The sequence below is a fragment of the uncultured Brachyspira sp. genome (assembly GCF_944390845.1).
Taxonomy (GTDB): domain Bacteria; phylum Spirochaetota; class Brachyspiria; order Brachyspirales; family Brachyspiraceae; genus Brachyspira; species Brachyspira pulli.
Map to the genome: position 1 here is coordinate 45,385 of NZ_CALXRM010000004.1, position 14,970 is coordinate 60,354.

The 14,970-nt window shown below is 24.7% G+C and carries 15 protein-coding genes; 9 read left to right on the forward strand and 6 right to left on the reverse strand.

What is annotated here, in order from left to right:
• Positions 1-88: 88 nt before the first annotated feature.
• The 4 genes from Q0K52_RS01475 to Q0K52_RS01490 all read right to left on the reverse strand — a co-directional run bounded on the left by Q0K52_RS01475 (position 89) and on the right by Q0K52_RS01490 (position 2,702).
• A complete protein-coding gene (locus tag Q0K52_RS01475; RefSeq protein WP_297295720.1) occupies positions 89-769 on the reverse strand; it encodes a uracil-DNA glycosylase family protein in 681 nt (226 codons plus the stop codon).
• A complete protein-coding gene (locus Q0K52_RS01480; protein ID WP_297295722.1) occupies positions 766-1,038 on the reverse strand; it encodes an Imm17 family immunity protein in 273 nt (90 codons plus the stop codon). Before Q0K52_RS01480 ends, Q0K52_RS01475 begins: the two co-directional genes overlap by 4 nt.
• A gap of 21 nt (positions 1,039-1,059) precedes the next feature.
• Positions 1,060-1,566 carry a DUF4234 domain-containing protein gene (locus tag Q0K52_RS01485; protein ID WP_297295724.1) on the reverse strand — a complete coding sequence of 169 codons (507 nt, stop codon included), beginning with the start codon at positions 1,564-1,566 and terminating at the stop codon, positions 1,060-1,062.
• Between the two features lie 395 nt (positions 1,567-1,961).
• Positions 1,962-2,702, reverse strand: coding sequence for a serine/threonine protein phosphatase (locus Q0K52_RS01490; protein WP_297295725.1), 741 nt, complete (start codon positions 2,700-2,702; stop codon positions 1,962-1,964).
• A gap of 971 nt (positions 2,703-3,673) precedes the next feature.
• Between Q0K52_RS01490 and Q0K52_RS01495 the strand changes: the two genes are divergently transcribed.
• Together Q0K52_RS01495 and Q0K52_RS01500 are read left to right on the forward strand one after the other, a co-directional pair.
• Positions 3,674-4,447, forward strand: coding sequence for a sensor histidine kinase (locus Q0K52_RS01495; RefSeq protein WP_297295727.1), 774 nt, complete (start codon positions 3,674-3,676; stop codon positions 4,445-4,447).
• Positions 4,444-5,415 (forward strand): helix-turn-helix transcriptional regulator, encoded by a 972-nt coding sequence (locus Q0K52_RS01500; protein ID WP_297295729.1) that lies wholly within the window; start codon positions 4,444-4,446, stop codon positions 5,413-5,415. Before Q0K52_RS01495 ends, Q0K52_RS01500 begins: the two co-directional genes overlap by 4 nt.
• Positions 5,416-5,523: 108 nt before the next feature.
• Here the strand turns inward: Q0K52_RS01500 and Q0K52_RS01505 are convergent, their stop codons facing one another.
• Both Q0K52_RS01505 and rsmI read right to left on the reverse strand, forming a co-directional pair.
• A complete protein-coding gene (locus Q0K52_RS01505; RefSeq protein WP_297295731.1) occupies positions 5,524-5,817 on the reverse strand; it encodes a flagellar biosynthesis anti-sigma factor FlgM in 294 nt (97 codons plus the stop codon).
• An 11-nt stretch (positions 5,818-5,828) separates the two neighbouring features.
• Entirely contained in the window at positions 5,829-6,632 is an 804-nt protein-coding gene (rsmI, locus tag Q0K52_RS01510) for a 16S rRNA (cytidine(1402)-2'-O)-methyltransferase (protein WP_297295733.1), read from the reverse strand.
• Between the two features lie 1,335 nt (positions 6,633-7,967).
• Between rsmI and Q0K52_RS01515 the strand changes: the two genes are divergently transcribed.
• From Q0K52_RS01515 to Q0K52_RS01545, 7 genes are all read left to right on the forward strand, one after another.
• Positions 7,968-8,888: an energy transducer TonB gene (locus tag Q0K52_RS01515; RefSeq protein WP_297295734.1), complete on the forward strand. Its 921-nt coding sequence runs from the start codon at positions 7,968-7,970 to the stop codon at positions 8,886-8,888.
• 57 nt (positions 8,889-8,945) lie between these two features.
• The gene (locus tag Q0K52_RS01520; protein ID WP_297295736.1) at positions 8,946-9,404 is read left to right on the forward strand and encodes a PTS sugar transporter subunit IIA; all 459 of its coding nucleotides are present in this window, start codon (positions 8,946-8,948) and stop codon (positions 9,402-9,404) included.
• Between the two features lie 481 nt (positions 9,405-9,885).
• Entirely contained in the window at positions 9,886-11,055 is a 1,170-nt protein-coding gene (locus tag Q0K52_RS01525; protein WP_297295739.1) for an iron-containing alcohol dehydrogenase, read from the forward strand.
• Positions 11,056-11,389: 334 nt separating this feature from the next.
• Complete coding sequence (locus Q0K52_RS01530) at positions 11,390-12,370, forward strand: hypothetical protein (protein ID WP_297295741.1); 981 nt, start codon at positions 11,390-11,392, stop codon at positions 12,368-12,370.
• Between the two features lie 14 nt (positions 12,371-12,384).
• Positions 12,385-13,020, forward strand: coding sequence for a hypothetical protein (locus tag Q0K52_RS01535; RefSeq protein WP_297295751.1), 636 nt, complete (start codon positions 12,385-12,387; stop codon positions 13,018-13,020).
• A gap of 115 nt (positions 13,021-13,135) precedes the next feature.
• Complete coding sequence (locus tag Q0K52_RS01540; protein ID WP_297295754.1) at positions 13,136-14,572, forward strand: ankyrin repeat domain-containing protein; 1,437 nt, start codon at positions 13,136-13,138, stop codon at positions 14,570-14,572.
• On the forward strand, positions 14,569-14,970 hold the full coding sequence (locus Q0K52_RS01545; protein WP_297295756.1) for a CsgG/HfaB family protein: 402 nt from the start codon (positions 14,569-14,571) through the stop codon (positions 14,968-14,970). Before Q0K52_RS01540 ends, Q0K52_RS01545 begins: the two co-directional genes overlap by 4 nt.

The window sequence follows — 14,970 nt, forward strand, 5'->3', positions numbered from 1 at the left end:
ATTAATTCTTAATAGTTTATGATTTATTTTTTACTATTATTTCTATAGGTTATTTAATTGAATTATCATTAATAATATATATTTGCAATTAAATAGAATGTAAATAGTATTTATAAAGATCTTTTTTAGTAGAATATAAACTTACTCCCTTTATAGGGCTTATTTTTAAAGTTATTGTGGCAAGTTTTATCTTTCTACTATTATCTATTATCAAATAACTTTCTCTAACAGCTTTTATTATATTCTCTGTTATATTATTTAAATTACTATAATCTCCCCTACTCTCTTTTATATCATAATCAATATTATTGTTTTTTAGTATCTTAAAAAAATTATTCTCAGTAAAACGGCTTGTAAATATTATAAGCTCTAAACTATTATTCTTATCATTTACAAGGCCGCTTAAAATATTATTATATTCTACTATTATCAAATCAGTATCTCTGGCACTATCTTCATTCTTCCTTTTACATTTAGAAAATACATCAGCTATACCTACTCTATTTTCTTTAAATACTTTTTTCTTTTTATTCTTATTAATAAGAAAATCAGTATTCTTATAATCTATATCAAAGCTGTCAGCAATTATTTTCCAGAACTCGCTTCTTTTACTTGAATAATACCATGCATTTTCTTTTTCAATTTCGCTTAATTTATTAAACTTTTCTATATTGGAATATAAAGGCACTGGAAAAGTACCAAGTATTAAAATCTTCATTCCATCAGGGAAAAAATTAGTATCTTCAAATAAATGCTTTTCAATATTCATTTTTTTACTATTAAAATAATTAAAGAGCCTATCATTATTATAATCCCTAAAATACCTGTAATTATTCTAACACCCATTTCTCCAAATAATTCATATATAGAAATCATAAAATTTGAACTATTAGGGTTTAAAAGGAAATTCCATTTAAAAACAGCGGCAAGAAGAAATAAAAGTCCTACTAATATTCCTAATATAAAAGGGAATTTTTTTATATAAGGTTCCATATTTTCCATAAACTTTATATAAGTATTACTGACATTATTATTCATACAACTATTTTTTATATTTTTTTAATATTTTAATCTGCTTTTGTCTTCTTGTTTCCAAATATTATTAAGCTTATCCTGCATTATCAATGATGAAATATTTACTATAAAAATAAAACTAGTAGGTAAAACTCTAACAAAAAAAATCAAATCCTCTGTGTTTATAGGAGGATCATTTAATGCAATTAATAAAATAATAATATTGAGTATCAAATTAAAGAAATAAATAAATGCAACTGCCAAATCTATAAGTACAAGCATCATGGTTTTATTTTCAGTATTATTCATACCAACTTTTAAAGGCATTTCTTTATAAACAATATTTCCGTATTTATAATACCAATATTTAAAATACAATCCTCCTGTAACTACTCCAAGTAAAATTTCTAGGGTAGGGTTAAGGTCATCTCTTTCAGTAAACTTTTTTATTTCAGATGAAGTTTGATATACCCAATAAATATAATACCAACCGCAAGTGATTATATTCAATACAACCATTATAGGTATTTGTCTTATAGTGCCTTTTTTCACAAATCAATCCAAAGAATATATTGTACTTGCGAATTCTCGAAACTTTCTATTTTTTGTTTAACGAATTTAAAAAATTTATTTTAATAAATGTCTGCAGGAACAAATCCAGCAGACAATAATTTCAATATAAAAAGAGTAGGGGAGTGATCATCACTCCAAATAATAAAATAATTTTTGATAAGCTTAAAAATTTTCAGTATATACCTAAACAACTATATTTTGTCAAAAGTAAAGTTATATTTTTGTTTTGATATCTGGGGCTTTGCCCACCGCTCTGCGTGCTTACGCAATACCCCAGTTCTTTTACCGAGTAGGTGCCTTGTTACGGCAGGCAGAGCGGTGGGCAAAGCCCTGCAGATATTTAAAATTTAAAAAATTATTTTTGACAAAATATATTATTCAAAAATATTAAATAATCCTATAGCACTTACATTATCGTTGCTGTTTTCTGATAACGTTTTTAATTTATTCAAAGCTTCTTCAGTACTTTGACAATTCATTATATCATTAATGCCGGCTTCTGCACTCTCATAATTCTCTGATAAAAGATCAATCATAGAATTACTTGCTATAAAATAATTATAATTTTTATTTCTTCTTGCTCCCTCAATAGTTATATAATGTCCGCCTCCGGCACAAGCACAATTTTCTAAAGCATTGCCGTTAATATGATCTCTGCTTATTTGAATAGCTCTGTTTTTATTTACTGCGAAAACTTTTGAATCTCCAGCATTAAATACAAATGCACCTACAAATTTATGGCATATTACTCCAGCAATAGATGCACCTGCCATAGATTTATCTTTGTCATCTGCTGATTCTCTTGCAGCTACAACTTCCAATTTTACAAAGTTATGCATTATCCAATTTGTAACTTCCTGCTCTCCAACAAGTTCGAGCAAATCTAAAAAATTCTCATTGTAAACGTCTATAGATAATTTTGAAGCAAATGTATCTCCAAGTCCGTCAGCTACTAGAGCAATTGATGTGCCTTCTATGTCATTTATGAAATGGGAATAATTATTTTGCTCGTTTATAAGAATAGGGTTGCCTGATATTGACTCTCCGTTAAAAAGAATTGTATCAGTATTTATTTTTGTATTAGAACCTTTATTTGTAAAAGTAAATATATTCATAGTTAATCCTTATTATTAATAAATATTTATTTCTAATAATAAAATATTATAAAAATTAATCAAGAATAAATTTAATAGGGTAGGGGAGGAGTAACATTAAATTTTTAGTATATACTGAAAATTTTTAAGTTTGTCATTTTTTTATTCAACTTTTTCCCGCCGCACACGCTCTGCGGACTTCGTCAAAGTTGCAAAAAGTGCAAGGTATAAAATTAGTACTAAATCATACTAAAATTGTTTTACATGTAATATAAACTATTAATTTAAGCTAAAATATAGCCCTTCGCGAAGCGTATCCGAGCTTGTCGAGGATATAAGCTTCTTTGGGGCACCAAAAGAAGTGGGGTGCGGGGCAAAGCCCTGCAGATATTTAAAATTTAAAAAAATTATTTTTGACAAAATATAATTGTTTAGGTATATACTGAAAATTATTTTAACATAAATATATAGTTTTTATCAAAATGTTAATAAATTGTTGATAACTGTTAAAAATCTATTAACACTTATAACAAATTTATAAAATGTTAAAAATTTGAATTTCAATAGTAAATTTGTTAATTTTCAGGTTTTATATTTCAGTTGATATAAACAAAGTTATCAACATCATATAAAGCTGAATTTTTGAGTTTCTTCTTATATGCAAAAAGTTATCAACATATTAACACCTTAATAATAATAAAAAATTTATTTAAAAATTTAAATATATAATATTATTATAATACTATAATCTTTCTCAGGAATTCAAAATTTGAATTCGTATACTAAAAAATGAATGAATTCAATTATTTAACCTATGTTAATAACTTGTTGACAATGTTGATAATTTTAAAAAATATACTGTATAAAATTCTATTTATAAATTTATAATATGAATTCAAAATTTGAATTCGTAATTATTCACTGATTGACATTTTTAATTATTATATGTTATAATACTCTAAAATATTATGTTTATTAATGATGAGCCTATTATGAAAAAAACTTTTTATATGAATGATAATTTAAGACTTTTATTATCAAATCTAATATATGATGTGCAAAATTATAATAGCGTTATATCTAAATATATAGATTTGGAAAGATGTCCTAATAACTATTGTAATGAATCCAGAAATACAATAGTTAGACAAACATTTCTAATATCTAGGACTATGGAAGCTCTTAATGATTTTAATGAGATAAGTTCTAATTCTTTTAAACTTAATATGAATTTAGAAAATATAAATAATATTTTTAATGAAGTTTTAGATGATACTATTGACTTATTTAAATCTAAAAGAGTTAAATTTACATTAGAAAATTCAATAGTTAATGAATGCACCATAATGATGGATAGAAATAGAATCAAAAGCAGTCTTTTGAATATATTTTCATTTATATACAATATAGTAAAGTTTAATGGTAAAGTAGATATAAATTATGATCTTATCGAATATGATGATGATCAGTACTTTTTATTAATAAATAGGGTAGGGTTCTTAAGCAGATATAAAGAAAAGAAATTGGAATTAAATAAAAGATGTATAGATATATCAATAACTTTTGATTCTGACGAAATACCTCAGAATATAAAAAAGAAACTTTTCAAAACTCCATTAATATCTTATGATAATATGAATTTTAATAATTTATATTTATATACAGCATATAATATCATAAAGAAACATTATGGAAATATGTGGATAGAATCTTTAAAAAATAAAGAAAGGATTAATATAATTTTCCCAGCTAAGAATAAGTTATGAATTTTGTTTTAGGTTATAGTCTTTTAATTGCCTACTTATTGGCATTTATGATAGGTTTTTCTTCCATACTTTTTTCTATTATTTATTATATAATAGAAAGAGTATCTTGGCTTAAATATTATATAGTATTTTTGTTTACATTTGCTTTCTTGATTTTAATAAGGGCAGTAAAGGTTCTTACTTTTTTGACAATTCCTTCCTTTATGTCAAATAATATATTTAATACTTTGTACTTCTTTACTTTTTCTATAGCTATGTCATTAATGCTTTATTTTATACCAGCTTTTTTATATAGATTTTTGAATATGAAATGGACATTTAAAGAGAATATAATATATATTATATTATCAGTAAGCCATTTTATTATTAGTATATTAGGTATAGTTACAGTATTTGATATATATATAATTAGTAATATTATATTCTATCTTTCAATAATAGTTTTATTTATAATAGGAGTTGTTAATTATAAAAAGTTAGAAGATAAAACCATGAAATTCATAGTAAAAATATTGGGGCTTATAACTATAATAATATATCCGATTTTAATATATCAGTTTATTTCATATAGAAAAGAGTCATATAATATAGGTTCTATGGATATAACATTTGTATTGTTTTATATATGGTGGAATCTTGTTATGCTTGGATATTTTTCTTGGTATTTTATTAGTATAGTAAAAAACAAGAATAAAATTGTGAATTCAGATATACAATTAACTAACAGCAGTGTTGAAAATGAAGCATCTAATAATATGAAAGATATGAATTCAAAAACTGAAGAGACTATAAACTTAACACGCAGAGAGAAAGAGATATTATCCTATTTATTAGATGGTAAAACTAATAAGGAAGTTTCTTTAATATTAGATATATCATTAAATACAGTTAATAATCATGTTGCCAATATATATGAAAAGTCAGGTGTAAAGAATAGGGTAGAGCTAGTTAATAAGTTTTCGAAATAGTGACAATATTTATTTGCTTATGATAACTTGAGGTACAAAAAAATAGTAAGCTTAATAACTTACTATTTGAAAAAAGTAGAAATGCCTACAAATCTATTATAAAGGATATTAATCTAAAGGCATAGAATCTAAAATAGAATTAGCAAGAGAGTTTAGAACTTCCTCTCTTAAGGCTCCATCTTGCATATACAACTCTAGTCTTTTTTTAGCTTCTGCAACTTTTTCTTCTCTAACATCAGGAGCTTCCTTGATGATGTTAACTAATTTTTCATTTTGCAAAGCTAATCTTGATTCATTAGAAATTTCTATTCTATCTGAACCCATTTTAGAAACTTTTTCATTATATCTGATATTAGATTTTTGTTGTATATTTGATGTGCCGCCTATTTTATCAATTGTCATAATCTGACTCCTTACATAAGATTATTTTCGGCATTAGGTTCGCATACTTTAGATGTTCTATTATCAATAATGATGCAAAATTCACCTTTAGTAAGTATACTACCATCTGTAAAAAAATCAAGAATATTTTTAGCATTAGCCCTTATAATTTGTTCAAATTGTTTGGTCAGCTCTCTTCCGATAACAATATCCGTTTTTTCGCCGAATATGTTAACAATATCTTCTAGGCATTCTTTTACCCTATAAACTGATTCATATATAACTATAATACTTTTTTGATTGTTGTATAAATCTGTTAATTGATTTTTTCTTTTTCCAGATTTATTTGATAAGAATCCTACAAACAAAGTATTTCCTGAAAGTCCTGAAACAGAGAGTAGGGAAGTAAATGCTGATATACCTCCAACAGGAACTATCCTTATATTTTTCTCTATAGCTATTTTTATAATGCTTACTCCAGGATCGCTTATACAAGGAGTTCCGGCATCACTTATAATAGCGGCAGATTTTCCATTCAATATTTCATTAATATATTCATTGATCCTATATTCAGAAGAATGGCTATGATAAGAGAATAGAGTCTTTTTTATTTTGTAGAAATTAAGAAGTCTGATTGCAACTCTTGTATCTTCTGCTAATATAAAATCAACATTTCTAAGTATTTTTAAAGCTCTTATAGTTATATCTTCTATATTACCTATAGGTGTGGCAACAACATAAATGACACCGTTTTCTACAGCATTTTTATTATTATCAGTGTTTATAATTTCTTCTATAAACTCTTCATCATTTTTTATAATATCATTATTACTCATAGTTTTTTTGTTATTATTGTTTTTAATAATAGTACTCCAAGTTTTATTTATTTTTATTATATATTAAAGTTTGTATTAATACAATAATATTGGATAAAATAAAAATGTTTCACATGAAACATTTTTTATATTTTATTTATGCTTTTTATATTTATATAATTGTGAGTCAGTAGGGTAGGAATAGATTTATTTAATTAAGTTTAATGGAAATATTAAATAGTTGTATTAAAATATTTATTCTGTTTTATGATATTAGTATAAATTAAATGTATTTATTATAGTTATAAATTAATAATAAATATATTGAATATATAAATTGTAGTTAGTACATTTTACGGCAGGAAAAAGAACTAATAAATTAAAAACCTTCTATTATAAATATATTCTTTCTATATAACTTATTTTTTATTACTAAATAGTTTCACGTGAAACAATTAATATATTCTTTAGACTTATAAAAATAGTCTATAATATATACATTCTTTTAATATACTGTTATTTATAATTAAATGTTTATTATAAAATAGTAAATTATATTTTGTATATAGTTATGGCTGAATGGAATTAAAAAATTATAAATATACTTATTTCTGATATTAAAGTTTTTATATAAAATAATAAATATATACAATATAATATAAATTGTAGTCAGTACATTTGTGAGGTGGAAAAAGAACTAATAAATAAAAACCTTCTATTATAAATATATTCTTTCTATATAACTTATCTTTTATACTAAATTTGTTTCACGTGAAAACTTTAATATATAATCAATTTATATATAATTAAGTTTCAGAAAAACATTAATGTATTGATTATGATATATTTCTGTTATTAGCTTTAATATTATAAATTAAATATATTCTTTAGACTTATAAAAATAGTCTATAATATATACACTCTTTTAATATACTATTATTTATAATTAAAAGTTTATTATAAAATAGTAAATATATCTAATATAATATAAATTATAATTAGTACATTTGTGAGGTGGAAAAAGAACTAATAAATAAAAATCTTCTATTATAAATATATTATTTTCTATATAATTTATTTTGATACTAAATTTGTTTCACATGAAACATTTTATATAAACTAAATATATTATTATCACAATATATTTAATACCTATTAAAAATAATACTGTAATTTATTTATAGCAATATATTAATTTCAATAATAGATTTTACACTATAAATACCTATAGTGTAGGCAAAATGTATAATATAAATTTATATTTTTGTATTTTATTTTATTCATTTTTATTTGTTATAAATTTATAAAAAATTTACTATTGTAAAATATATTAATTGTTATAAAATTATATGGTATATGAAAGAAAAAATTGAAAACTTAAAACAAAAATTAATTAAAAGAAAAGATATAATATTTTCTGTTATAGTATCCTTTATACTGCATATATTTATTTTCAGCTTTATAAATACATCTATAATGCAAGATGTTTTTGCTTATGAGAAAGCTAAGCAGGAAGCCGAAGAAAAATTGAAAAAAGATGATTATATGTTTTTGGTTGAAACTCCTGATGTAGAGGAGGAAGAAAGCAAAGAAGAAACTCCTTTTGCTTCAGATAAAACTTTAAGGTCTAAAGGCCAAACAGAAGTTAAGCCTTCAAAAGTTTTTTCAGATACTTCAGTTTTTTCTTTCTTAGGTGATGGTGCAAATAGTCCTATAGTTGAAAGAAGACCAAATCAAAACCTTAACCCTAATAATAATACTACTCAAAATCAGCCTAAAAAAGAATTGGGAAAAGAATTATCAAGGGATAAAGTAGAAACATATAAACCAAAAAATCCTGGTATTAAAGGCAATACAAAAATTCCAGCTTCATTTGAAGAAGGTGCAGACAGAGCAGTTGTATTTTCCAGTGAAACAGGAAGTATGCAGTTAGGAACAAAGGCTCAGGAATATTTTTGGTATTTTTATTCTTTAGTTGGTTCTGTGAGAGATTCTTGGTATTTAACTATACCTAATCAGGCACATTATCTTGGACTTATAAGAACAGATGAAGTTGAGGTTTTACTTTCCATAGATGAAGAAGGAAATATAGAGTTTGAGAAATTTTTAAAGACATCTGAAAATGGTCAAACAAGCTTAGATAATTCATGTTCAAAAGCTATTGAATATGCTAAGAAATTAAAACCGCCTCCACAAGGTTTATGGAATGAATATGCAGAAAATGGTAAGATATATATACCATTCAAATTTATATATCAGAACTTTAGCAGAGATTAATTAAATATTTTTTATATTTATTTTTTAATAGTATTATTTTTTTATTTAGGAGTCATTATGAGTTTTATCGAAAAAAACTGTATTTTTTTGGAGAATGAATGTTCTTCAAAAGAAGAATTATTTAATTTTATTTCTAATAAGTCAATAGAGCTAAATATATCTAATGATATTGAAGAAGTTAAAAATGGACTTTATGACAGAGAAAAAGCAGGAAATACTGTAATAGCTGATCTGGTAGCTATACCTCATGCAAGAATTGAATCTATCAAAGATTTAAAGGTTATGCTTATATCTTTAAAAAAACCTATAAACTATAATACTGATGAAAGTGTAGATTTAGCTTATTCAATACTTTCACCTTTAAATGCAAATGATGAATTTATCGATGTATTGACATTAATAGCTGTTGTTGTTCAAGATGAAAAATTACAAAATATAATAAGAAATTCAAAAATAGGCGATGAAGATAAAATAGCTTCTATGATTGATGAAATATTAAAAATATATAATATTTAATTTAATAATAATATATTGATAATATTTATTAAAATAAATGTTATCAAGTTAATAATTGTTTATATTTTAATTTTCATTGTATAGATAATAAAAAATATATAATACATTTTCTATATATTTTTTATTATCTTAATATTCTTAATAAATATATTATAAATTTGTTTCACAGTTAAAATAATATTGATAATACTGCTTATATATTCAAATTAAACTTTCAGGTAATAAGTACAATTTATAATCTGTATATAAATTTTTTTAAGTATTTATATTTTTTATACTTTATAATTTTTGTTATCATAGTATCGATAAAAATATATAGTGAAAATAAATATATTATAATCATAAAATATTTAGTAAATGTATTATAATTTTATATATTAAAATTATTAAAAAATGTGTATATTTAATGATAATAATGTTGACAGCTTATTTATAAATGTTATAATATAGAACAATATAACTATATTTTAGGAGATTAATTATGTCAAGATTTACAATTCCTAGAGATTTATACTATGGCGATAACGCTATGGAAGAGTTAAAAAATTTAAAAGGTCATAAAAAAGCTATAATTGTTACAGGCGGTTCATCTATGAAAAGAGGTGGCTTCCTTGATAAATGCGAAAAGATATTAAAAGATACTGGTTTAGAAGTTAAAATATTTGACGGTGTTGAACCAGATCCTTCTATAGAAACAGTTTATAAAGGTGCTGAAGATATGAGAGAATTCCAACCTGATGTTATAGTTGCATTAGGCGGCGGTTCTGCACTTGACGCTGCTAAAGCTATGTGGGTTTTCTATGAATATCCTGAGAAAAAATTTGATGATATCAAAACTCCTTTCACTATGCCTAAACTTAGACAAAAAGCTATATTTGCAGCTATACCTTCTACAAGCGGTACAGCTTCAGAAGTTACTGCTTTCTCAGTTATAACTGATTATTCTACTAACATCAAATACCCATTAGCAGACTTTGAAATTACTCCAGACATTGCTATCTTAGATTATTCTATTCCTATGACAATGCCTGAAACAGTTTCTGCTGATACTGGTATGGATGCACTTACTCACTCTATAGAAGCTTATGTTGCTGGACTTAGAACTGATATTACAGATGCTTTAGCTATGAAAGCAATTGACATGATTGTTCATAACATAGAAAAAGCAGTTAAAGGCGATAAAGAAGGAAGAGCAAAACTTCATGTTGCTCAATGTTTAGCTGGTATGGCATTCTCTAATGCTTTACTTGGTATAGTACACAGTTTAGCTCACAAAACAGGTGCTGAATTCCACATCACTCATGGCAGATGTAATGCTATACTTCTTCCTTTCGTTATTCAATACAACTCAAAAGTTTGTGCTGACAGATTTGCTGATATAGCTAGAATGCTTAAACTTTCTGGAAATACTGATGCAGAACTTACAGCTGCTTTAGTAAACAAAGTTAAAGAATTGAATACTAAATTAGGCATCAAACAAACTTATAAAGACAATGGCGTAACTGAAGATCACTTCAAACAAAAGTGCGATGATATAGCTAAAAACGCAGTTGCTGACCCTTGTACTGGTTCTAACCCAAGAGAAACAGATGTTGCTAATATGAAAAAAGTATTAGAAGCAGCTTATTACGGAAACGATGTTAACTTTTAATTAATATATTCTAATCATAGTTTTTCCCCAAGTATTAATAAATAATACTTGGGGTTTTTTATATTATACATTTTCTATTCATATCAATACATATTTTAATGATATTAAAATTATCTTCTTACATCTCAAACATATTATTACACATTATTATATTTATATATAAATAAAAATAAGTATTAATATTTATATATAAATAAACTTACAAAAATATTAAAATATTAATATTTTAATTGATTTTTTTTATTAATTATATATAATTTAGATATATTAAAAATTCTATATTAAATTTTTAATAGAATTTTTAATAAATTTTAAAATATTTAATAGAATTTTTATGAGATATATTTTATTATTATTGTTGTTTAGCAGTTTATTATTTTCTAAAGAACCAGAATGGATATTTAATCCTTATGATGTATATAATAAAAAAATATATGAAGTTGGTGTTGGCAATGGCAAAACAGAAAAAGAAGCTGAAAATAGTGCATATAGTGCATTGGCAAATATTTTTGGCATGAAAATATCCGTTGATACCAGAGCTAATGAAAAATATATAGAAACATCTTCTGGTGTTGAAGAAACTAGAATATTAGATAATAATACAAGAATTGAGGCAGAGCATAATTTAATTAATGTAAAAATAGATGAAAAATATTATGATGAAAAAAGAGATATATATTATGCTATTGCTGTTTTGAATAAAAAAGAAACTTCTGTACTTTTAGAGAAAAAAATAAAAGAAAATTTAAATATCATTAAATCATATATAAATAAATCTGATATTGAAAAAGATTTATTAAATAAGTATTCTGCTATGTATATAGCATATATATTTTCTGAAAAAAATAATAATTTCTTATCCCAATTATCAATAATAGATAATTCAAAAAATATTACCATAGATGATGAATTCAAAATGGATAATATAAAAATTAAATTAGAAGATATAAAACGAAAAATAACATTTTCTATTGAATCTGTAGATATAACACCAAATATAGAATCTGCTATAGAACATTCCATAAGCGAATTAGGATTTAAAATAAGTTCTAATCCTTCATATATTATAAGGGATAAATTTACATTTGATGGAAATGATACAGGCTATGGCATGTATATTTTGAATTATACGCTTATTTTAGAATTGCTTGATTATAATGGTGATAGAATAGCATCTTTTAAATTTAGAGGAAAAGACGGAGGTACTTCAGAAAAAGATGCCAAGCGTGTTGTTATGAATAAAATAGTAAGAGAAATAAATGCAAATCTATCAAATCAAATTTCTGATTTTTTAGATGAAAAATTAAAAAATTAAATAAGGAGTTTATAATGAAAAACTTAAAAACAAAATCTCTTCTTATTTTTGCATTCATTTTTGCTTTGAATGCAATATTTATATCTGAAAGCGTATATGCTCAAAGAAAAAGAATCAAATATGATATAATTGATCAAAGAGGCGGAAAAAGAGCAAAACAGCCTAAATGGTTATTTAAAGGAACTAGCCAATTAGAAAATGATTATGCTGGAAAAATGCCTTTTGTAATTAGCGGAAGAGGAAAGAGTTTAAACTTTGTAGAAAGCTGGGCAAAAAGAGTAAATTCTTCTGCTGAAGTAGCTAGATATTTATCTCAATCAATAGCTGATTATACAGCTGCTTCTGAATATGGAAATGATGAGGATTTCCAAAGAACTATGGAAACATTAACAACATCTGTATCTAAAGCAAAAATTGCTGGATTAAGAAAAGAAGATGATTGGTGGATATTGAAAGAGTATAAAGATGGTACTAAAAAAGGACAGCAGGAATATGAATACTATGTTCTCTATTTAATAGATAAAAATGTAATTGATAGAATATTGCAAAATGAAGTAGAAAAAGCAATATCAGGTGAGAATGAGGAAACAAAATCCAGAGTAAAAGAAGCTATGGATAATATGATTTATGAATATATAGAAGAAGAATAAATTATAAATCAATCATTCGTAAGGGATAATATATTTTTATTATCCCTTATTTTTTATACTATTTCATTGAATTTAATTAAAAATAAAGAACTTTTTGAGGTTTTACGGTATTTTTATGAAAAGATATATATTATTTATTTTATTATTATTATCAAGTTTACTATTCTCACAGGAGAAAATCAAAGTAGCAGTTCTTCCATTTTCCAGTGTTAATGAAGAAGAAGGAGATACAATATCTTCAATATTTGCCAATGAATTAAGCAAAAGAAAAGTATATACAGTACTAACTAGAAACAGCAGAATGGAAAAGGTAATGAAAGAATTAAACTTTCAGAGAAATGGTTTAACAGATGAAAACACTATAGCAGAAATAGGAAAAGCTTTAAACGCTCAGTATGTTATGACAGGCGAGATTGCTAAATTAGGAAGAAGCAGTGTATTAGTAGTTAGTATGATTAATGTAGAGACTTTGGAGAATATAACAGGGGATACTAAAACTTTTAAGAATATAGAAGATGTACTTCAGTATGTACCTCAAATGGTTAATGAAATTACAGGTACTAGAGGGGTTACTATTTATGACACTGATATATTGGGAGATACTACTAAAAGAATAGAACCTACATCAGGAGCTAAAGATGCTTTGGAAAAAGTTATAAGAAAGAGAGAAGGTGAAAAACATGTTGATAAAATAGAATCTTTAGTAATAAGAGGAGTTAATACTTATACAACAGGCGGCAGTATAGAAAAAGGTACCTGGGTTCCAGAAGATTTCAAAGGCGGATATTATACTTATGGTAATACATATAATGATATGTTTGGAGTAACACCATTAATGATTGTAGCTGCTATGAAATATAATGATATACTAGGAGCTTTAATTGCTGCAGGTGCTGATATAGATTTGGAAGAAAAACATACTAAATATAGTGAATATAACGGCAGAAAAATGGTAGGACATACTGCTTTAAGTTATGCAATTTTATCAGGTAATTTGGAAGGTGCTTTAATGCTTATTAATGCAGGTGCTGATGTGCATAAAAAAGATTTTTATCTTTATAATGCTGTAGGTTTAGATGATGTAAAAATGGCTAGACTGCTTATAGAAAAAGGATGTGATGTTAATGAAATACCTTCATTTTCAGATACTACAATATTGGAAACAGCTGTAAAAAGAGCAAATGTTGATATGGTTAAATTACTTTTATTAAATAAAATAAATATTCACAATAGAAAAGATGAGTTATTATACAAAGCTATTTCCAAATACAGTATTTATGAAACTGATGAACATAAAAGTAACAATAAGAATGTGATTACTATTATAAGATTATTACTTGATGCTGGTATAGATATTGATACTAGAACATCTGTTTTAGGAACTACTCCATTAATAGAGGCTTGCAAAGAAGGTTATACTGATATTGTCAAATTATTAATAGAATATGGGGCAGATGTAAATTATTCTGATAAATATGGTAAGAAACCTTTAAAAGTTGCTAAAAAGAATGATATAGTAAGACTTTTAATAGATGCAGGAGCTACAGAATGAATAAAAAATATGTATTTATAATATTATTAATATTTTCAAATCTTTTATTTTCACAGGAAAAAATTAAAGTGGCAGTTCTTCCATTTTCCAGTGTCAATGAAGAAGAAGGAGATACAATATCTTCAATATTTGCAAATGAATTAAGCAAAAGAAAAGTATATACAGTGCTCACTAGAAACAGTCAAATGGAAAAAGCTATGAAAGAATTAAACTTTCAGAGAAAAGGTATGACTGACGAAAACACTATAGCAGAAATCGGAAAGGCTTTAAATGCTCAATATCCTAATGTTGAAAATAATGATAGAAAAACAGCTTTACAGTTTTTAGAATCAAGAAGCTATACTAATGAATATTCTGATGAAATAATAAAAATTCTTTTAGATGCAGGGGCTAGATAG

Bases quoted from the DNA above. Each gene is read 5' to 3' on its own strand.
- Q0K52_RS01500 (WP_297295729.1), top strand. From the start codon at position 4,444: ATGAATTTTGTTTTAGGTTATAGTCTTTTAATTGCCTACTTATTGGCA.
- Q0K52_RS01520 (WP_297295736.1), top strand. From the start codon at position 8,946: ATGAGTTTTATCGAAAAAAACTGTATTTTTTTGGAGAATGAATGTTCT.
- Q0K52_RS01475 (WP_297295720.1), bottom strand. From the start codon at position 769: ATGAATATTGAAAAGCATTTATTTGAAGATACTAATTTTTTCCCTGAT.
- Q0K52_RS01490 (WP_297295725.1), bottom strand. From the start codon at position 2,702: ATGAATATATTTACTTTTACAAATAAAGGTTCTAATACAAAAATAAAT.
- Q0K52_RS01535 (WP_297295751.1), top strand. From the start codon at position 12,385: ATGAAAAACTTAAAAACAAAATCTCTTCTTATTTTTGCATTCATTTTT.
- Q0K52_RS01545 (WP_297295756.1), top strand. From the start codon at position 14,569: ATGAATAAAAAATATGTATTTATAATATTATTAATATTTTCAAATCTT.
- Q0K52_RS01525 (WP_297295739.1), top strand. From the start codon at position 9,886: ATGTCAAGATTTACAATTCCTAGAGATTTATACTATGGCGATAACGCT.
- Q0K52_RS01495 (WP_297295727.1), top strand. From the start codon at position 3,674: ATGAAAAAAACTTTTTATATGAATGATAATTTAAGACTTTTATTATCA.
- rsmI (WP_297295733.1), bottom strand. From the start codon at position 6,632: ATGAGTAATAATGATATTATAAAAAATGATGAAGAGTTTATAGAAGAA.
- Q0K52_RS01505 (WP_297295731.1), bottom strand. From the start codon at position 5,817: ATGACAATTGATAAAATAGGCGGCACATCAAATATACAACAAAAATCT.
- Q0K52_RS01540 (WP_297295754.1), top strand. From the start codon at position 13,136: ATGAAAAGATATATATTATTTATTTTATTATTATTATCAAGTTTACTA.
- Q0K52_RS01515 (WP_297295734.1), top strand. From the start codon at position 7,968: ATGAAAGAAAAAATTGAAAACTTAAAACAAAAATTAATTAAAAGAAAA.
- Q0K52_RS01530 (WP_297295741.1), top strand. From the start codon at position 11,390: ATGAGATATATTTTATTATTATTGTTGTTTAGCAGTTTATTATTTTCT.
- Q0K52_RS01480 (WP_297295722.1), bottom strand. From the start codon at position 1,038: ATGAATAATAATGTCAGTAATACTTATATAAAGTTTATGGAAAATATG.